We start from the raw sequence: 18968 nt of genomic DNA on the forward strand, positions 1-18968 counted from the left end.
GCCCGAAATAAATGCACGCATTATAAAGCTGCTCATTTATAAGCGAACTTGCTAAAATATATAAAACGATTTTTAAAGCAAGGCACTATGTCATTTTCAACAACCTACACACTTGATAAACCCTACTTTTATGAATGCTTTGACGAGTCACTTCCTTACAGTAAACGCGCGCAGCCTAAGTATTTTTTACTGGTACTATTAGTTTCGCTTGGTTTATTTAGCATTTACGGTTTAGCTGATCATTATTTAGGAACATTTTTGATCATGGTTGCTGTACTCGAATGCGTTGCTTTTTATTATCGCAGGCCATGGTGGGTAACCAGACAAATGTTTAGCAGAGCATCAGGCTCAGAGGTTACACTCACTTTTGATGATGAAGGCATTAAATCGGCAAACCATTACAAAAGCTACCAGCTCGCTTGGCAAGACATCACTGACGTAATCGAAACACCACAGGGCTTATTGATAAAAAATAAAAACAACATGCAATATATCTCTAAGCAAATACTCACAGATGAAATGCTCGACTTTATAAACAAAAAAGCCACTCAATGAGTGGCTTTTTGGCTTAGCTAAATAAATTATTTAGTTAAGTATACGTGTTGATTAAGCATTGCCCGGATTAGGGTTAGACTTTTCAGCTTGTATACGCATGTAAATCTCTTCACGATGCACTGAAACGTCTTTTGGTGCATTTACACCAATTCGAACTTGATTTCCTTTAACTCCTAAAACGGTCACTGTTACTTCGTCACCGATCATAAGGGTTTCACCTACTCTACGAGTTAGTATTAGCATTCTCTTGCTCCCATGTTCCAATAAAAATTATAAGATTCCGCTTATCCATATTAATGAAAAATAGACTAAAAAGTAAGTAAAAACTCACTATCTATCTACTTTCCGTTAAAAATACTTTGTGTAATGCACGAACAGCCAGTTCGAGGTACTTTTCATCTATTAAAACTGAAACTTTAATCTCTGATGTAGACACTAAAACAACATTAATATTTTCATTTGCTAAGGCGTCAAAAAATAAACTAGCAACACCCCAGTGCGATTTCATTCCCATACCAACAGCAGATACTTTTGCAATGGTTGTTAGCCCGATTATATTTTCAGCACCTAAAGACACCTTTTGCTCGGTTAGTAACTCAAGTGCTTGCGGGTAGTCGTTCGAGTGCACAGTAAAAGCATAGTCTATTTTTTCAAAGATATGATTAACTTGATTAATCATATCTATTTCGATGCCGTTATCAGCAAAAAGTTTCAATATTTTTACAAGATTTTGAGTGCCGCTTTGCACACCCTGTACCTTAATTAAGCACTCATCAGCATTAAATGCAATACCCGAAACAACTTTACTTGGCATATCGTCTTCCTCAAACGTAATCAATGTTCCTTCATCGGGGTTAAAGCTCGAAAGCACCCTTAATGGAACATTGTGTTTACCTGCCGCCTCAACAGAACGAATATGCAATACTTTAGCACCTAAGCTTGCTAACTCTAGCATTTCAGCAAAGGTCACTTGGCTCATTCTTCGTGCGTTAGGTTCAACCCGAGGATCTGTAGTATATACGCCGTCAACATCAGTATAGATCTGACATTCATCAGCTTTTATAGCCGCAGCTATTTCTACAGCCGACGTATCAGTACCGCCTCTGCCAAGGGTTGTTATATTGCCTTCAACATCACGCCCCTGAAATCCGGCAATAATAGCAATACGGTTATGCTCAAGTTCATGCTTTAAACGTGTAGCTGCAATGTCTTTAATGCGGGCTTTACCGAACATATTATCGGTTTGAATATTAACTTGATCAGCTAATAGGCTAACGGCTGAATGGCCGCGTTTGATAATAGCCATAGCCAATAACGAAACCGATACTTGCTCGCCGGTACTAATTAGTACGTCGAGCTCGCGGTTACTAGGACGGGAATCTATTTGTTTGGCAAGATTAATTAAGCGGTTGGTTTCTCCCGACATAGCCGAGAGCACCACAACCACTTGATGACCTTGTTGCCTAGTTTTAACAACAAGGTCGGCGACCGCTTCTATTCGCTCTATTGAGCCAACCGACGTGCCGCCATACTTCTGTACAATTAACGCCACTTAGGCTTAAGTACGCTCAGTTAACCAAGCAGTAACGCTATCAAGTGCAGCAGCAAGGTTTTGTGGCTCAGAACCACCCGCTTGCGCCATATCAGGGCGACCGCCACCTTTACCGCCTACTTGAGAAGCCATGTGGTTTACAAGCTCACCGGCTTTTACTTTGCCAGTTAAGTCTTTAGTCACACCGGCAATTAGGCTTACTTTGTCGCCACTGGCAACACCTAGGGCAATAACACCTGAGCCAATCTTGTTTTTAAGGTCGTCAACCATACCGCGAAGCGCTTTAGACTCAGTGCCTTCAACATTTGCAACCAATAGCTTAACGCCATTAATTTCTACAATCGAATCAAGTAACGACGCACCTGCTGCGCTCGCTAGCTTATCGTTAAGCTGAGTAATTTGCTTTTCAAGGCCTTTAGACTTCTCAAGTAAAGCTGATACTTTTTCAAGTACCGATGCGCTATCGCCTTTCACAAGCGCTGCTACATCGCTAAGCTGTTGCTCTTGCTCACTTACATAAGCAACTGCATCTGCGCCAGTTACTGCTTCTATACGGCGAACACCTGCAGCAATACCACTTTCAGATACTATTTTGAATAAGCCAATATCGCCCGCGCGTTCAACGTGTGTACCACCACAAAGCTCAATTGAGTAATCGCCAATGGTGACTACGCGTACTTCGTCGTCGTACTTTTCGCCAAACAGCGCCATAGCACCTTTCGCTTTAGCATCATCAATAGCCATAAGCTCAGTATTAAGTGCAAAGTTACGGCGAATTTCGTCGTTAACTACACGTTCAATGTCACGAAGCTCGTCTTTAGTTACGGCTTCAAAGTGCGAGAAATCAAATCGTAAACGATCCGCTTGAACTAACGAGCCTTTTTGGCTTACATGCTCACCTAATAACTGACGTAATGCTTCGTGTAAAATATGTGTAGCTGTGTGGTTTTTCTTGATGTTCTCACGACGAGCATCATCAATAGTGGCATCCACTTTATCGTTAACACCAATACGGCCTTGTACTGTACCGTGGTGCGCAAATGCATTACCTAGTTTAGTAGTGTTAGTCACATTAAACTCGCCACCAGCCACTGTAATTGTCCCGGTATCACCCGTTTGGCCACCAGATTCTGCGTAAAACGGTGTGCGATCTAGTATTACAATGCCTTCTTGGCCATCTTCTAATAACTGTACGGCCTCACCACCGGCAAACACTTCAACCACTGTCGCGCTGTAATGCGTGCTGTCGTAGCCTTTAAAGTCAGTGTGTTTATCTGATTTTAACTGCTCGTTATAATCGGCACCAAATTTACCAGCTTGCTGCGCAGTTTTACGCTGTACAGCCATGCATTCTTCAAAGCCTTTATGATCAATGGTCATTTGGCGCTCACGCGCAACATCGGCGGTTAAATCGGCAGGGAAACCATACGTATCGTAAAGTTTAAATACTAAATCGCCTGGGATCACATCGCCCTTAAGGTCGCTTAAGCTTTCTTCTAAAATAGCTAAGCCACGCTCAAGTGTTTTACCAAATTGCTCTTCTTCAATACGCAGTACTTTTTCGATAATTTCTTGTTGCTTAGCAAGCTCTGGGTACGCTTGACCCATTTGCTCAATAAGTGCAGCAACTAATTTAAAGAAAAACGCGCCTTGTGCGCCAAGCTTATTACCATGGCGTACCGCACGGCGAATAATACGACGAAGTACGTAACCACGGCCTTCGTTAGATGGCATCACACCGTCGGAGATTAAAAACGCACATGAGCGAATATGATCCGCTACTACGCGAAGCGACTTATCGTCCATATCTTGCGCGTTAGTGACACTCGCCGCCGCTGCAATTAAGCCTTGGAATAAATCGATTTCGTAGTTTGAATGCACGCCCTGCAAAATAGCAGAAATACGCTCAAGGCCCATGCCCGTATCAACAGATTGCTTAGGTAATGGCAGCATAGTACCGTCGCTTTGACGATTGTACTGCATAAATACGAGGTTCCAAATTTCGATAAAACGGTCGCCGTCTTCCTCTGGAGAGCCCGGAGGACCACCCCAAATATGCTCACCGTGATCGTAAAATATTTCAGAACACGGACCACATGGGCCTGTATCACCCATAGACCAAAAGTTATCTGAGGTAGCAATACGAATAATGCGATCTTCACTTAAGCCAATATCTTTTGACCAGTACTCAAACGCTTCTTCATCATCGTGGTAAATAGTAACAAGCAGTTTTTCTTGAGGTAATTTAACAACCTCAGTTAAAAACTCCCACGCAAACTTAATTGCTTCTTGCTTAAAGTAGTCACCAAAACTGAAGTTACCTAACATTTCAAAAAATGTGTGGTGGCGTGCCGTGTAACCCACGTTTTCTAAATCGTTATGTTTACCACCGGCACGCACACAACGCTGCGAGCTTGTTGCACGTGTATATGGGCGAGATTCTGCGCCTAAAAATACATCTTTGAATTGCACCATACCGGCATTGTTAAACAATAACGTGGCATCGTTACCCGGAATAAGCGAGCTTGAAGGAACAACTTGGTGTTGCTTGCTGGCAAAAAAGTCTAAAAACTGTTGCCTAATTTGTGCGGTAGTCATGTGCTGCATGTGAAAATCTCACCTGTATTTACTGTGATTGCATTGCAAAATCGATTTGTTCGTAGCTAAAACCTCGATACATTAAGTAGCGCACGCGCTTAGCCTTGTCTTTGTAATCGAGGTTTGCCGGTGTATTTGAATATTTTTTGTTATACGCATCCTGCGCAAGCTCAAACCAGTCTATTTCAAGCTCTTCAACTACTCTTTCGAGTAGCGAACGGTCAATCCCTTTACCCATGGCCTCGCTTTGAATTCGCTTAAGCCCATGGCATTTAAAAATGTGTTTTCTTACAAAGCCTTCACAGTAACGTTGCTCGTTTATAAAATTGTGCTTTTCGCACCAATCAAGCAAGTTTTCGATAAACTCATCTGTGGCTTCTTTTTGCTGTAATTTAAAGGTTAACTCACGACGCGAGTATTCTTGGCGCCCGAGTAACCAAAGTACATAATTTTTTAATTTTTGTTTTAACTTATCATCCATTAAGCGTCGAAGCGTCCGCTTGTTTCACTGCTTAGTGGCTTAACATTTTTGTCGTCACTTGGCGGGACAATCGGCATAAAAATCGCCTGATAAGAAACAAAAAAACTAATGTAGCAAATCGGCATTAAAATCAACAGTGGTAAGAACGATAAGAACATAGAAACCGCCATAAATAGTACGCAAATAACGCCAAAAACACTCAACGGAAACAAATTATGATAAAAAACCATAAGCGATTGCTTAAGCGCCGTTAAAATACGTTGCTCTTTATTAAAATAAACAAGCGGTACCGCATAGGCAAAGGCCGTTAAATAAATAAGCATGGCCATAAAAAATAAAATAACACTCGCACCCGAAATACTCGCAATAGTTTGCTCAAGTGCAGCTTGAGGTTCAAGCCCTGGCTGGCTCATAATTGCCACGGCATCGGCAAATAAACCGTTTGCTAATAACGCCATTAAAATACCCGCACCCATTTGGTATAACGCCAAACGTACCAAGCCTAAACGGTTTCCTTTAGCTGAAAATGGCTTAAGAATGTCAGCCAACATTATTTTACCGCCTTGCTGTTTGGTCAGCACTGCTTGGTAAAAGCCAGCAGTTAAAAAAGGCGTAGCCAGTGCAGCAACCACCTGCAGTAAAGGTAAAAACAACGACAGTAAGCCCACAATGCCAATAAATAAATGCATAAAAATAAACGTCATTGGCTGGGTTTTAAAAATAAGCCATCCCGCTTTTAACCACTTTAGCCCGGCATCTGCTTTAAATACTCGTAATTGTGTAGACATACTTGCTCTTAATTTATAACGAAACACGCCAAGTATAACTTGGCGTTGGGTGGGATCACAGAGGCAGACCAGTAATATTAAGGTTTTTTAATTTTTTTAATATCTAGCATATGTGCGCCATGCTTTATTTTGGTTTCTAAGTAGGCTTTGTTACCTGCTACACCCGCTTTTATGTGTGCGTGTGTACCAATAACCGTATCAACTTCAATACCCGCGTCTTTTAAGGCATTGAGCTTTTTAGGGTTGTTGGTCATTAATTTAACATGCTTTAAATTAAGCGCATTAAGCATTAATACCGCATCCGAAAAGTCGCGTAAGTCGTCTGCAAAACCTAAATGGTTATTGGCCTCGTAGGTATTCATACCTTGCGATTGCAATACGTAAGCATCAATTTTATTGTATAAACCAATACCACGGCCTTCTTGGCGTAAGTAAAGCAAAATACCGCCTTGCTCGTGCATCATTTCAATACATTCGTTTAACTGTTCGCCGCAATCACAGCGTGACGAATGAAAAACATCCCCAGTTAAACACTCCGAATGCATACGAATAAGCGGTACATCTTGCTCGGTATCGGCGTTGTTAAACACCATAGCAATATGTTCTTGGCCATCTTTTAGGTCAGTAAATGACACTATTTCTGCAGGGATATCACTATTTTTGCCAACATTAAGTTGGACTCTTGCTCTTACTTGCGCCACGACAAATCCAAATATTTAAATAACTACGACACGACAATAAAGTGATAATATCACAAAAGAGTAAAATTAGATCGTAGTACAACATTGTTTATCGCAATTATATGGCGACGACAGCGCCTGTTTTCAATGACTAACCTTAATTAACCCGAACTCGAGATAATAAACCTATCTCTAGCAGCTATTTTCAGCGCTAACTGCGTTGAATGTACTTGCAATAGGCCAGCTATTGACGCGTAAACTCGCCTTGTTTTCATTGAAAACATCTGGCTAGAGAAAAAAACCTAAAACACCACTACTAGTCAATATTTTAGCAAGTCTCTTAACCAGCGTTCCTGTTAAGTAAAAAACACATTAAATCAGCATATAACATTGGCTTTTCGTACCTATTTAATGACAATAACTATCATCTGTAGTAAGTTATTTTTAGTTAAATTTATCTGAATTTTGAATAAAACGTTTAATAACACGAGAGTAATGACATTTAAGTCTACTGCTTTTTAACCAACGCTTTTAGTGAATAAAATTTAAATCTACTTGTAAAATTACATATCTTTTGCAAATAAATTCAATGTAGTTAGCGCTGTAATTACCACTTAGCATAGAGTTATTATTCAAAGTTCAGGTTCACAATTAATAAGGATCATTATGAAGCCACAACACCTTGCCCTGTTTGTTGGATTAAGCTTATCTGCCTTTACAAATAATGCACTTGCTAGCCAAACTGACAACGCTAAAGCGGCTTTTTCAACTGCCTATCAAAGTTACCTAAACGCAGTAGAAACAAAACACGATATTGAGCAAGCAGCAAAACGAGCTTACGCTACAGGCCTTACTTTTTACGGCAATAAAAGCGACAACACAGCAAACCTTGCTATTAATTATGCTAAAGCCATTACACCGCTAAGCACAACAAGCAGCAAAAAGAACGTAAGGCAACAGCGTTACAGCCTTTACTCGCAAGCGTATACAATTTTAGCTGATAACCACGGTAAAAATGCAATACAAACGCTCGACGCACTTTTAGGTAAAGCCGAAAATGCTAAATCAGCGTCTTTGGCAGAAGATCATCTCGAACGTATAATCGATATTGCTAAAGCACAAAATAAACCAAAATTTGTTGCCGATATGCAATTTGAAGCCGCGTCGTTGTTAGCAAGTAAGTTTGCACATAAAAAGTTTCGTGTAGCGCAAAAGTTATTGAACGAAGCCGATGAATACTACCGTGAAAATTTAGACGAAAACACGGTTGAGCGAATCAAAACAGACTTTTTAGTCGCCTCGTTTGCGCAAAGTAAGAGAAAATATAAAAAAGCGATTGAGCGTTTAAATCATGTTGTTTCGGTATTTGATAGCAACCTAAGCTTTGATCATAACGCCGAACTTACCGCGCACTCAAAACTTGTAAACCTATACGAAAAAACAGGTCAAAGCGAACAAGCAACTAAACATTGTTTAGCTATTGCCGAAATGGTGCCATGGAAAGACTCACAAGAACAAACACCGGTATACCGCCAACCACCTAAGTACCCAGTAAATAAAGCACGCCAAAATACAGATGGTATTGTTGTTCTTCAGTTTGATGTAGACACTGCCGGATTTGTAAAAAACTCATCAGTAATAAGCTCAGAAGGTGGCCACGCATTTGAAAAGTCAGCATTAGAGGCACTTAAAAAATGGCGTTATGCCCCCAAATTTGAAAACGGAAGCCCCGTAGTAGCAAGCACCCAGGTGCAAATAGATTTTAAAATAAACCGCTAGCGGTTTTACAAATAAAAAAGGCGCTATTTAGCGCCTTTTTTATTTTTACTCACGACGCCCTAAAATTCGTAACTAATACGAATAGCACCATCGGCTCTTTTTTCGTTACTGTCACTTGTTTTACCATAGCCCGCATCAAGTATCAGTCTAAAACCACTATTATTTAAGCCGTTAAAGTTATAACTGTATGTAAGCCCAATACCATTTGTGGTTTCATCATCAAATATTTGCCCTAGCGCACATCCAAAAATATTACCTAGCTCGCTAGCAATGTCGTCAGTGTTTGTGCTTTCACATGGTTGGTCGGTATCACGTGCGCCAATAGCCCCAACTAACACACCCAATGCGTGTTTATTGTTATCACTAACTGCGTGTTCAAAACCCACTGAAAAGCCATCATCTAGGCCAATTTTATAGTTTGCGTACCAGCGCTGAGAATTGTTATCTGCCGATAAAGACACTTCAGGTACAACCAAGTAAGGGTAGCCACCCCCAATCGAAAAGCTCACATCATTAGCAAAAGCAGAACCCGAACCAAGTGATAAAACCAGTAGTAATATTTTTGTATTCATAATATTCCTTTTGAGTAAGGATAAATCGTACTCAATTAAGGAACAAAGGGCAATAAAACAAATGTTCGTTAATGTAACAAACTGATAAGAGGCGCTTACATTTTAACAAGTATGTTATCGCTGGCCGCTTCTATTAAATCAAGTACGTTTTCAAAACCGTCGTCACCACCGTAATAGGGATCAGGTATGGCACTTGTGCTTTGCTCCCCGTACTCTAAAAACAACGCTAACTTATAGTGTAAATGCGTTAGGCACTGCTCTTTTAAATCAGTTAAATTTTGTTTGTCGGCTGCTAAAATTAAATCAAACTCGTTAAAGTCGCTAGTGCGAACTTTACGCGAGTGTATTCCTTTAAAGCTATAGCCGCGCTTTTCACCCGCCGCCATTGAACGGCTATCGGGGGATTTTCCTTCGTGATAGCCAATTGTACCTGCAGAATCGACCACCACCTTTACACCCAAGGCTTTTGCACGCGCTTTTAAAACCGCCTCAGCAGTAGGTGAACGGCAAATATTACCTAAACATACAATCAGTACTTTTTTCATTGCGGCTCCTTAAATTAGGCTTTAAAACTGTTTTAATATGCTCTCTTCGTAATCGTCAGCATTTAGCGTTAAATTAAACTGCGCGGCAACCGAATCTAACTCAGCTTGCTTAATGGCTAGGTCTTCCATTGTTATAAGGTTGTCGTCTAGCTGCCACAATAAACGCGAGCCCGCATAACTGTAATGAATGGCTAATAGTGCAGCGGGGTTACCTTCGCGACCAGCCGCTTTTAACTTTGGCATTTTACGGGTTATTTTATTAAGTGCCTGTTTTAGCTCCCATACATAAACCACTTCGGTCATATAAGGATGAGTGCGGTATTTATTTAACAACCACCCTATGGCTAAACTTGTAATAACCACACCAGTTAAGTTCCAATGAAAATGGCTTCCGCTTTCATCCGGAAACAACGCAATCAGCGTTTGCGATATAGCTAAGCTCCCCGCCGCAAGCGAGGCTGCACAGCCCACAATGACACGATTTAAATGCTTACGATAACGCGCTTTATTTATTTCAATGAGTTGCATAACAGCCTAAAAAGTTAATAAGTAAAAGAATGCGAAACGCTATTGTAACTAAACCCCGCATTTTTTATAAAAATATTTCACCCCTTTTTGATTTGCCACCCGTTATAGCTCTGAAAACCACATAATGAGTTAACTAGGAGCGGCTTATGCACACACTTGAAACCCCAAATAACCCAACATTTATAAAAACATCAACCGCCGTTATTGGTGGTGCAGCAATGACCTTTGCCGCCTTTGCATTTATGCAATACCTAATCAGTGGCGACCAACGCGCACCACTAGACCCTGGCAAAGAAATAACGGTTGAAATATTTAAAGTGCCTGAAGATTCAAAAGTAAGACACATAGATAAAATGCCAGAACCACCTACACCCAAAACGCCGCCTAAAGCGCCACCGCGGGTAACACCGAGTGCCGACCCAATTATGGCAATCAACACGGCGCCGCCATTAATAATGGATGACTTTGGTGACGGCATTAACAATACCCTTAACCGCCCAACGGGAGATGCCTCACCCATTGTGCGCATAAATCCAAAGTACCCAACCACCGCTGCGCGTGATGGAATAGAAGGCTGGGTACAACTTAGCTTTAATATTTCGCCCACTGGCGAAGTAATTGACGCGGTAGTTTTAAACGCCGAACCAAAACGTATTTTTAACCGCGAAGCACTACGCGCTATTAAACGTTGGAAATACCGCCCAAAAGTAATTGAAGGTGTGGCACAATTACAAACAGATCAAACGGTTCAACTTGATTTTAAATTAGATAACTCTATTTAACGGACTAAACGCCTATGCTAATGAGTATTAAAACCTGGTTATTTGAAACGCCCAGCAAAGACTGCATGGCGCGTTATGCAAAAAGTGGAGAAAACCGTCACTTAGAGCAGCTTATTGCCCTCTACAGTAACGATTTATACCACTACCTAGTTACGCAATCTAATACTCACTTAGCATACGACGTAAGCCAGCAAACGTGGCTAAAAGTAATTGAAAAGCGCCACCTTTACCAAGCGCAAACCACGCCTAAAGCGTGGTTATTTAAACTCGCACGTAACACGTTAATAGACGAATACCGTAAACAGCAACATTTTGTGGAGCTAGACGAAAACAGCCTACAACCTTTGCAAAGTGGCAATCAAAGCGAATTAACAAATAGTGACTCGCACATAGGTGACACACACATAAGCTACGAAGCATTCAACACGGCGCTCAAGGAACTGAGCTTTGTGCAGCGCGAAGCCATCACCTTACAACAAGAAGGTTTTAGCCTTGCCGACATAGAGCTTATAACGCAAAGCAACGCCCAAACCATAAAAACAAGACTGCGCTACGCCAAACAAAACCTAAAACAATTATTAGGAGACAATAATGAACAAGCCTGATGAGCAGTTTGATGAAAAGCTGTCAAACCACTTTAAAGCGCGTAAAGCACGTACCACCCTTTCGCATGCTCAACAACAGGCGTTAAAACACAGCGTAGCTCAAAAACAACCTAAAAAGTTAGGTTTTGCCCTGCAACTCACAAGCCTTACCTGCGCTCTGGGCTTACTGGCCTTTATAGTGCTCAACAGCAACAACGTAATAAATACCGCCCCTAAAACCGTACTAAACACCATAGACATTCACGACTACTCGTTTATAACAACGCATGAAATAGATCAAACAGGCAGCTACGCAAGCGCCATAACGCAACAAAAACGCGCGCTCGACACCCAATTAGCAAACGATTTACGCCGCCACCAGCAACGCCACATAGAATACGGCACGCTCGTAAAGGTCGACAACGACTGGTACATAGCCAGCTGTAATGACGAGGTACTGGTACAAATTAAGCAGTCGCTATTGAGTGATTTAAAGGAAAGGCACGCAGTGGAAAATAATATAAATACCGGTGATATGCTGGCCATGGCACATAACGGCAAAGGGGAAATTATTGCCCTGAAGCATGCAGGAGTTGGGGTGAGGCAGTGCAAGGCTTAGGTTATTTTTAGCATGGTGGTAATTTAAATAAGTAATTACCACCGAGAACACAGAGGCGCTTCGCGCTGCACAGAGATAGTTAACTATCACCCATGTAATCTAATGGTGAAGAAAGCTCTATAAAATCACGGTAGTGTTCTTTTATGATTTTGTTGTATTCATCTTCGATATAAATATAGTCAAGCCATAATAAAGTAACTTCTGGAGAAATTTCTATTTTATGCTGTGCTAACGCCTTTTCTGCGTTTTGCAACTGAGTTAAACTGTAATCGCTATCAGGAATCCAAACATCATAAGGGTTTAATTCTGAGACAAAAGCACGAAAAAAAATATTCTTAATAAATTTTGATAGTGAAATAGGATAATTCCCCGTGGAATAGCTATTTTCTTTTGAACCAAAATTGTCATTATAAAATGTACTTATATATCTCTGTGGCTCAATAAAATAAATTATCTCGGCTGATAAATACTCTTTTGATATATCCTTTTGTAAGAAGTCAGCTAGGCTAATATCTATGATCTTATTTTCATCACCTCGTTCTGTTCTTTTGAACCTACCATTTATTATCTCCTCATAAAGTGGGTGGTCTTTTTCATGGATACAAAACAAAATAGCGAGCACAAGAACATCTACTTTTTTGCCACTTGGTAAATTAATAATAATGGCTGTAATACGTTCAGTAATTTGAATAGCTGCTCTTGCTGATACCTGAAAGGCATCTAATACAACTGAGATATTAGCTAAAGTGGTTTCGGACGTTTTGGTACGAGGGAGCAGCTCAATATTTTTACTTTCTAAATACGCAGTTTCAAATTTAGTTGTATCGCTATGTACTGATAAAAAGTCTTTTAAAACAGGACGCTTTAAACTGTAACGACTATTAAAAAAACGGCCTAAATAAACCTTAGCGTCAAACCCTTCACCGTATATTGATTTTATTGTATGTTGTAGCTGCTCGGTATCCGTAGCCACAACAAATACGATACCTTTTACATCAAAAATATGTTTAATTGTCTCAAGCATTTCTACTGCATAACTTGGGCGACAACGGTCTAATTCATCAATAAAAATAAATATGGGTAACGATTTACCTTCCTGCTCTTCAAACTTACAGACCCAATCAGCTAACTTAGATTTTATTACTTCAATGCTTTTGTTTTTAGCTTCATGATCTTTAATTAAGTTTTGTGCAAGCGCCTTTACTGCGGGCGAAAAGTCGCTGCCAGTTAACTTGTTAGAATTTTGCTTTTGATCATCTTCAATTTCTTCATCAGAGAATAGTAATGTGTGTAACTCATCTAAATCTATGCCTGATATTTTTTTAGTTAGGCCTTGTGCAATAGCAGGTGCAACAGCCTTAAACATAGAAACTGCACTCTTAGGAATAGTTATATTAAACTTAGCCTGACGTTGAAGCTGCTTGATGATACCTGCAATTACAGTTAAAAATGGGTCGTCTGAATAGTCTTGCTGCCATGCATCAATATAAACTACAGGATAATTTACTATTAATTCTTGTGACCAACGCTTAAGAAAGTAGGTTTTACCTGCTCCCCATTCAGCGTTTAAATTTAATACGTAGTTTTTCTTTTTATCTTCATCAGGCCTACTTTCGTCATAACCTTCTTGAGCCAATAGCCTTGATAAGAATGTGGCGTAGCGAGCTCTATCTAATTTATCTGCAGGAAAATATTCCTCTAATGGTGGCTTAGTTGCTTCACTCCAATTAAATTCTTTAATGTCGTGCATTTAATTTCCCTTTAAATCATTCTTTTTCACATAATGCCATACAACATTCAATGAACGTAACCTATTAATAAAAAGCTATTATTATTTATCTCTGTGTAGCGCCTAGATGTGCTCGATGGTGATCAATCTTAAACAAAAAAGCCTGCGATTAAGCAGGCTTTTAAATATTTCAATTCCGAGTTTTTACAGCACAATAATGCTTATAACCAAATAAGCAATAAAGGTCAGTGCGCCACCAAATAACGCATACGGTAGCTGCGTTTTAACGTGAGTGAGTAAGTCACACCCCGATGCAAGTGCCGACACTGCGCTGGTGTCGGATATAGGCGAACAGTGATCGCCAAATATACCACCGCCCAAAATAGCGCCGACCACAAGTGAAGGTGGTAGACCCAGTGCTTGTATGAGCGGTACGCCAATGGGGATAAGTATGGCAAACGTGCCCCACGATGTACCCGTAGTAAACGACATAACCGCCCCTGTTAAAAACAGCACGGGCACTATTAAGTAAATAGGTAAGTAGTCGCCTACCAATGACGCAACAAACACACCCGTACCTAGCTCTTTTAAGCTTGCACCTAACGTAAGCGAAAGCAAAACAATACTCACCAATGGCAGCAGTTCACCCATGCCTTTAAAGCCAGTATCAACCAATTGGTGGTGGGTAAATTGGCGCGAACTAATCATTAGTAAGTAAGCAACCACAATCGCGAGCACAGTTGCATATAATACCGATTTAGAGCCGCTACCTTCTGCCAACACACCGTTACCAGTGTAAAACATAAAGCCTACCATGCTGGCAATTAGCGTAAATAATGGCACTAACATAAAGCGCGCTTTAGAGCCTTTTACTTCTTCTTTTAGCTCGTTAGTTTGTAGCTCTAATTTTTGTTCGGCCTCTTTCATTGGGCCATGTACTTTATCAAACGCAATGGTGTAAAAAACAATAACCAAGGTAATTATGGCGTAAAAGTTATATCCAACGCTGCCCCACAATACCGATACCGCGGATTCGCCCAATTCGTAATTACCTAATAAGCCCAGTACAAATGCCCCCCAGCCGTTAAGCAGTATTAAAATACACACCGGGGCACTGGTACTATCAATAATGTAGGCAAGGCGTGCACGGCTCATTTTAAATTTGTCGAACAGGCCACGCGACAAAATACCCGACGTAAGCACGCTTAGGTTTGACTCTATAAACACCGCAACGCCAGTAAACATAGTTAAAAAGCCAACTTGGCGCTTACCTTTTGCAACCCCTTTGTTCATTAATAAATTAACCGTTGCCGCCACACCGCCAGATTCACGAATGTAGGCAAGTAAGGCTCCTATTAAAATACTAAATATGAGTATGCGGCTGTTACCCGGCGAACTTGCCACCGAAATAATACGCTCTATGGTATTTAAAAATGTTGTAAATACGCTATTTCCTTCCCCTTGTAGGGCAAGTAAAAACTCAGAAGACGCCACAGCAACTAGCAGCGCCATAATGACTTCTTTGCGCCAAAACACGATAGCAATCGCAATTAGCGGCGGTAAAATAGAATACCAATGCATAAAAAGTTAACCTTAATTATTAACAACCCGCGCTTAAACGCTTATATGTTAAGCCCAAAACTTAAAAAGTGGCTTAATGGAGTAAACCGCCTAGCTTAATGGATTGATGTTGCCAAGTCACCTGCAAATAAGCCATTGGGCGTAACTGTATTAGCCCATTTTAACCTATACGATAATTTATTGATTTAACAGCGCTTCGTAAACAAGCGATACCACAGATCCGTATTGTGCGGTTTCGAATTGTTTGCCTGTAAATTCATAACGTTTTTGTGTGCCTTTAATTGCAGTGTGGCGCGCGTTAGTAAGCAAAACAATGGCCAAGTCGTAAGCAGGATCGATTACTGTTACGGTGCCTGTCCAACCGGTATGGCCATACGCTTGTGAGCTGGCATAAGGGCCAAAGTGCCAACGCCGTGCTTGGTTATTGCCCGCAAGCCTAAAACCTAGGCCGTACGTTTCGTTAGTGCTTTGCGGCGTTAAAAACTGCGCTAAGGCACTTGCACTAAATAATTGTTGGTCGCCGTAGCCACCATTATTTAATAATAGCTGGCAAAGCACCGCTAAATCGTGGGCGTTACTAAATAACCCGGCATGCCCAGCAACGCCGCCAAACGAGTAAAATGCGCGTTCGTCATGAACTTGGCCTTGCAACACATGTGTTCGAATATTATCAAAAGTTATACGCCCATCGCGGGTGTTGCCGCTAAGTTCGGTGGCTGCAAATTGACTGCGCTCAAAGCCTTTTTTAAGTGGGTTAAATAGCGTGTTACTCAGTGCAAGGGGTGTATAAACGTGCTGCTCTAAGTACTCGTCTAGTGGCTGCCCTGTTATGCGCTCAACCAATACACCTAAAATCATGTAATCAATATCAGAATATACATGTTGCATTGGTTTTTTGTTATTAAGCGGCACTTTGGTGAGCAAAAGCTGTTTAGTGGTTTGGCTATTTTGAGAATAAAATGCATCGCCTTGCTGTGTATCTTTTCGGTGAAAATCAAACACGGGTGGGTAGCCTGCGCTGTGAGTAAGTAACTCTTTTACTGTACGTTGCTCTCGCCCACCGCCGATATATTCTGTTAAATAACTTTGCACGGGGTTGTTTATATTGAGTTGCCCTTCGTTTATTAGTTTCATGAGTGCAAAGTTAGTGGCAAATATTTTAGTGTTTGAGGCTAAGTCGAATAGAGTATTGGTTTGCATAGGCTCTGGGCGCAGTAGCATTAGTTCGTTTTGCTGGTACTGCTTTGCATCACCATAAGCTGTGAGTTTTATTAGCTCGCCATTTTTAACAACCGCCAGCACCGCACCAGGAAACCCCGCTTTAATATCACGCTCAATCAGTTCATCAACGTCAGTAAAATCAACTGGCTTGTTAGGCGTTAAATTTAATGTAGGAAATGCAAAACGCAGCGTTAAGCTTGCGCCTTTAGGTAAAATATTTTCTACCTTAAATGTGTTTATTCCATTATGAGTATGCGCCGCTAAGCTGTAATTATAAAGCGTATTAGTGGTTAACGTATTGGTAGCAAGTTTTTGATTGTTTATGTAAATATCGGCACTTTCGGCGCTGTGGTTTTGTATTAATAATTGGCCGCGCCCTTTATACGCTTTAAATGTGCCACGGTTATTTACATAAAACCGGCTACTTGGATTTGGCTCAGGAAAGCTGGCTACAACTTGTGCGTTTGGCAGCTCTATTAGCTGACTTTTAGTCAGCACTGGCTGCGATTTTAATGGGTTATGTGTACTACCACAGCCTACAATAATTAAACTCAAAGCGGCTAACCATGCGTTTTTTATTAAGCGAGTATTTTTTAAAATAAATAACATGGTTAAGCCTTACTCATATAACAAATAAGGCGCTCGTTGCGCTTTAAATTGTGTAAGGCCACGTTGCCAACTTTGCTTTATTTGCGCAGCCGACTGCCCTGCCTCTATAGCTAAACGCAGTTTATTAGTACCTGCCAATTTATCCATAAAACCAGCGCGTTCAAAAAAGTCGACGTTATGTTTATTAAGGGTGGCGTAGGCGTTTATTAAGTACGTTAAATTTAGCCCTGCGGCGTTTACTTGCCTTAAATCAAGGCCATGTATCGTTGTATTTTTAAATTTAGGGTTTAAAGCAGCGCCTTTAATAGCCCGCGGTGTAAAATTAAAACCCCCTAATTTTACCGGCGAATAACCAATAACCTGAAACGCAAAATCGGTGCCGCGGCCAATACTCACAGGAGTTGCTTCAAAAAAGCACAACGATGGGTAAAGCGCGATTGATTGATCGTTTGGTAAATTAGGACTGGGTTTTACAGGTAAGCTATAACGGGTTGTGCGTGTGTAACGATCAACGGGGATCACGGTGAGCTTTAGATCGGTGGCTTTATTGATCCAGCCCTCGCCTTTGATCATGTAAGCCAGCTCGCCTACCGTCATACCATGCAATACAGGGATTGGGTGCATGCCTACAAACGATTTAAATTCGTGCTCAAGAATTGGCCCGTCAATATAGGCAATATTGGGGTTTGGCCTATCAAGCACTATAAATTCAACACCTTGCTCAGCCGCAGCCTCCATCATGTAATGCATAGAGCTTATATAGGTATAAAAACGTACACCCACATCTTGAATATCAAAAACAATAACATCTACATTGCTAAGAGCTTCAGCGCTTGGCTTTTTGTTTTTGCCGTAAATAGAAATTAGTGGAATGCCGGTTTTGCTATCTATGGCGTTTTTAACATGAGCACCGGCGTCATGATCGCCTCTAAAACCATGCTCGGGTGCAAAAATTTTGGTTATGTTTATATTTTTACTAAGCAGGCTGTCAACCAAGTGTGCTTGCCCTACTAAAGAGGTTTGATTTACCACTAACCCAACACGTTTATTTTGTAATTGCGGTAAGTACACTGCCGGCTGTTCAGCCCCTACGGTTACTGAATGCTTTGCTTCATTCGCGTGTGTGGTAATAGTAAAAAGCGCACTTAAACTCAACAAAAATATAAAAAATACAGTTTTAAACATACAGCAAGATCCTTTTAAACAAGGTGTTTAAAATACCACAGCTTAAGTTAAAGAGCAGCGAATGCTTTTGAGTCGATACATAAGTAATTAGAAACTACGCTTCTCACGTGAGCAAGCTCTACGTCTACGACGATTTAAGCTTCAGCGTTTAATCACTCATAGTGGTTTTGAACTACTCATTTACTCCTCTTTTATTTCTCTTTGTGCAGTTATGTTTAAAAGCGTTATTCACAAAGAGGTTTAGAGACGCTGCGCTTTTAAAGAAGTGACTAAATGGAAGATTTGGCAGTATGTATCATTAGGTTTAACTGATATCTGAAAGCTTTCTCAAATTTCAGGCATAAAAAAACCGACTTAGTGTCGGCTTATGTATGAAAGTGGTGGGCGCAGGACGTATCTTGTAAGAGTGAACCTCTGACCGTCTGGTTCGTAGCTAGCTACTTTGCCATATTCACTTTATTTCAGGCACAAAAAAACCGACTTAGCGTCGGCTTATGTATGAAAGTGGTGGGCGCAGGAGGATTCGAACCTCCGACCGCCTGGTTCGTAGCCAGGTACTCTATCCAGCTGAGCTATGCGC

Annotated in this window: 18 protein-coding genes; 5 read left to right on the forward strand and 13 right to left on the reverse strand. The window is 40.9% G+C overall.

The genetic code is table 11. The features are described from left to right. The first annotated feature begins 87 nt into the window (after nucleotides 1-87). The gene (locus R0J88_RS16675; RefSeq protein ID WP_006794347.1) at nucleotides 88-555 is read left to right on the forward strand and encodes a YcxB family protein; all 468 of its coding nucleotides are present in this window, start codon (nucleotides 88-90) and stop codon (nucleotides 553-555) included. A 51-nt stretch (nucleotides 556-606) separates the two neighbouring features. On the opposite strand, the gene csrA is transcribed toward R0J88_RS16675, so the two are convergent. From csrA to R0J88_RS16705, 6 genes are all read right to left on the reverse strand, one after another. Beyond that, nucleotides 607-798: a carbon storage regulator CsrA gene (gene csrA, locus R0J88_RS16680; protein WP_004587515.1), complete on the reverse strand. Its 192-nt coding sequence runs from the start codon at nucleotides 796-798 to the stop codon at nucleotides 607-609. A gap of 91 nt (nucleotides 799-889) precedes the next feature. Further along, entirely contained in the window at nucleotides 890-2107 is a 1218-nt protein-coding gene (locus R0J88_RS16685) for an aspartate kinase (RefSeq protein WP_410900483.1), read from the reverse strand. A gap of 6 nt (nucleotides 2108-2113) precedes the next feature. Then, nucleotides 2114-4714, reverse strand: coding sequence for an alanine--tRNA ligase (alaS, locus tag R0J88_RS16690; protein WP_410900484.1), 2601 nt, complete (start codon nucleotides 4712-4714; stop codon nucleotides 2114-2116). Between the two features lie 19 nt (nucleotides 4715-4733). Next, nucleotides 4734-5186: a regulatory protein RecX gene (locus R0J88_RS16695; RefSeq protein WP_006794350.1), complete on the reverse strand. Its 453-nt coding sequence runs from the start codon at nucleotides 5184-5186 to the stop codon at nucleotides 4734-4736. After that, entirely contained in the window at nucleotides 5186-5974 is a 789-nt protein-coding gene (locus tag R0J88_RS16700) for a BPSS1780 family membrane protein (protein ID WP_008129389.1), read from the reverse strand. The genes R0J88_RS16695 and R0J88_RS16700 overlap by 1 nt, the downstream gene beginning before the upstream one ends. Nucleotides 5975-6051: 77 nt before the next feature. Beyond that, nucleotides 6052-6675, reverse strand: coding sequence for a GTP cyclohydrolase II (locus R0J88_RS16705; RefSeq protein ID WP_006794352.1), 624 nt, complete (start codon nucleotides 6673-6675; stop codon nucleotides 6052-6054). 645 nt (nucleotides 6676-7320) lie between these two features. Here R0J88_RS16705 and R0J88_RS16710 point away from each other — a divergent pair. Then, nucleotides 7321-8433 (forward strand): energy transducer TonB, encoded by a 1113-nt coding sequence (locus R0J88_RS16710; RefSeq protein WP_410900485.1) that lies wholly within the window; start codon nucleotides 7321-7323, stop codon nucleotides 8431-8433. Nucleotides 8434-8492: 59 nt separating this feature from the next. Here the strand turns inward: R0J88_RS16710 and R0J88_RS16715 are convergent, their stop codons facing one another. The 3 genes from R0J88_RS16715 to R0J88_RS16725 all read right to left on the reverse strand — a co-directional run bounded on the left by R0J88_RS16715 (nucleotide 8493) and on the right by R0J88_RS16725 (nucleotide 10078). After that, nucleotides 8493-9005 carry a hypothetical protein gene (locus R0J88_RS16715; protein ID WP_008129036.1) on the reverse strand — a complete coding sequence of 171 codons (513 nt, stop codon included), beginning with the start codon at nucleotides 9003-9005 and terminating at the stop codon, nucleotides 8493-8495. A gap of 95 nt (nucleotides 9006-9100) precedes the next feature. Then, nucleotides 9101-9550, reverse strand: coding sequence for a low molecular weight protein-tyrosine-phosphatase (locus R0J88_RS16720; RefSeq protein ID WP_410900486.1), 450 nt, complete (start codon nucleotides 9548-9550; stop codon nucleotides 9101-9103). 21 nt (nucleotides 9551-9571) lie between these two features. Then, on the reverse strand, nucleotides 9572-10078 hold the full coding sequence (locus R0J88_RS16725; protein ID WP_008129031.1) for a DUF3087 domain-containing protein: 507 nt from the start codon (nucleotides 10076-10078) through the stop codon (nucleotides 9572-9574). Nucleotides 10079-10224: 146 nt separating this feature from the next. On the opposite strand from R0J88_RS16725, the gene R0J88_RS16730 reads away from it, so the two are divergent. From R0J88_RS16730 to R0J88_RS16740, 3 genes are read left to right on the forward strand one after another with little or no spacing between them, the layout of a single operon-like run. After that, nucleotides 10225-10860, forward strand: a complete 636-nt coding sequence (locus R0J88_RS16730; protein ID WP_410900487.1) for an energy transducer TonB — start codon at nucleotides 10225-10227, stop codon at nucleotides 10858-10860. 14 nt (nucleotides 10861-10874) lie between these two features. After that, nucleotides 10875-11465 (forward strand): RNA polymerase sigma factor, encoded by a 591-nt coding sequence (locus R0J88_RS16735; protein ID WP_410900488.1) that lies wholly within the window; start codon nucleotides 10875-10877, stop codon nucleotides 11463-11465. Continuing rightward, on the forward strand, nucleotides 11452-12063 hold the full coding sequence (locus tag R0J88_RS16740) for a hypothetical protein (protein WP_410900489.1): 612 nt from the start codon (nucleotides 11452-11454) through the stop codon (nucleotides 12061-12063). The genes R0J88_RS16735 and R0J88_RS16740 overlap by 14 nt, the downstream gene beginning before the upstream one ends. Before the next feature lie 79 nt (nucleotides 12064-12142). On the opposite strand, the gene R0J88_RS16745 is transcribed toward R0J88_RS16740, so the two are convergent. The 4 genes from R0J88_RS16745 to R0J88_RS16760 form a co-directional block, all read right to left on the reverse strand. Further along, a complete protein-coding gene (locus R0J88_RS16745) occupies nucleotides 12143-13813 on the reverse strand; it encodes a P-loop NTPase fold protein (protein ID WP_410900490.1) in 1671 nt (556 codons plus the stop codon). 183 nt (nucleotides 13814-13996) lie between these two features. Further along, the gene (locus R0J88_RS16750) at nucleotides 13997-15373 is read right to left on the reverse strand and encodes a Na+/H+ antiporter NhaC family protein (protein ID WP_006794362.1); all 1377 of its coding nucleotides are present in this window, start codon (nucleotides 15371-15373) and stop codon (nucleotides 13997-13999) included. Nucleotides 15374-15550: 177 nt separating this feature from the next. Continuing rightward, the gene (gene pbp4b, locus R0J88_RS16755; RefSeq protein WP_410900491.1) at nucleotides 15551-17203 is read right to left on the reverse strand and encodes a penicillin binding protein PBP4B; all 1653 of its coding nucleotides are present in this window, start codon (nucleotides 17201-17203) and stop codon (nucleotides 15551-15553) included. 9 nt (nucleotides 17204-17212) lie between these two features. Beyond that, entirely contained in the window at nucleotides 17213-18388 is a 1176-nt protein-coding gene (locus R0J88_RS16760) for an exo-beta-N-acetylmuramidase NamZ domain-containing protein (protein WP_410900492.1), read from the reverse strand. Nucleotides 18389-18968: the final 580 nt, after the last annotated feature.

It is taken from the genome of Pseudoalteromonas sp. SIMBA_162 (assembly GCF_046535955.1).
Taxonomy (GTDB): Bacteria; Pseudomonadota; Gammaproteobacteria; order Enterobacterales; family Alteromonadaceae; genus Pseudoalteromonas; species Pseudoalteromonas marina.

Excerpts from the sequence above, each read along its gene's own strand:
- R0J88_RS16675 (WP_006794347.1), top strand. The coding sequence starts at position 88 with ATGTCATTTTCAACAACCTACACACTTGATAAACCCTACTTTTATGAA.
- csrA (WP_004587515.1), bottom strand. The coding sequence starts at position 798 with ATGCTAATACTAACTCGTAGAGTAGGTGAAACCCTTATGATCGGTGAC.
- alaS (WP_410900484.1), bottom strand. The coding sequence starts at position 4,714 with ATGCAGCACATGACTACCGCACAAATTAGGCAACAGTTTTTAGACTTT.
- R0J88_RS16695 (WP_006794350.1), bottom strand. The coding sequence starts at position 5,186 with ATGGATGATAAGTTAAAACAAAAATTAAAAAATTATGTACTTTGGTTA.
- R0J88_RS16700 (WP_008129389.1), bottom strand. The coding sequence starts at position 5,974 with ATGTCTACACAATTACGAGTATTTAAAGCAGATGCCGGGCTAAAGTGG.
- R0J88_RS16710 (WP_410900485.1), top strand. The coding sequence starts at position 7,321 with ATGAAGCCACAACACCTTGCCCTGTTTGTTGGATTAAGCTTATCTGCC.
- R0J88_RS16715 (WP_008129036.1), bottom strand. The coding sequence starts at position 9,005 with ATGAATACAAAAATATTACTACTGGTTTTATCACTTGGTTCGGGTTCT.
- R0J88_RS16720 (WP_410900486.1), bottom strand. The coding sequence starts at position 9,550 with ATGAAAAAAGTACTGATTGTATGTTTAGGTAATATTTGCCGTTCACCT.
- R0J88_RS16725 (WP_008129031.1), bottom strand. The coding sequence starts at position 10,078 with ATGCAACTCATTGAAATAAATAAAGCGCGTTATCGTAAGCATTTAAAT.
- R0J88_RS16730 (WP_410900487.1), top strand. The coding sequence starts at position 10,225 with ATGCACACACTTGAAACCCCAAATAACCCAACATTTATAAAAACATCA.
- R0J88_RS16735 (WP_410900488.1), top strand. The coding sequence starts at position 10,875 with ATGCTAATGAGTATTAAAACCTGGTTATTTGAAACGCCCAGCAAAGAC.
- R0J88_RS16740 (WP_410900489.1), top strand. The coding sequence starts at position 11,452 with ATGAACAAGCCTGATGAGCAGTTTGATGAAAAGCTGTCAAACCACTTT.
- R0J88_RS16745 (WP_410900490.1), bottom strand. The coding sequence starts at position 13,813 with ATGCACGACATTAAAGAATTTAATTGGAGTGAAGCAACTAAGCCACCA.
- R0J88_RS16750 (WP_006794362.1), bottom strand. The coding sequence starts at position 15,373 with ATGCATTGGTATTCTATTTTACCGCCGCTAATTGCGATTGCTATCGTG.
- pbp4b (WP_410900491.1), bottom strand. The coding sequence starts at position 17,203 with ATGTTATTTATTTTAAAAAATACTCGCTTAATAAAAAACGCATGGTTA.
- R0J88_RS16760 (WP_410900492.1), bottom strand. The coding sequence starts at position 18,388 with ATGTTTAAAACTGTATTTTTTATATTTTTGTTGAGTTTAAGTGCGCTT.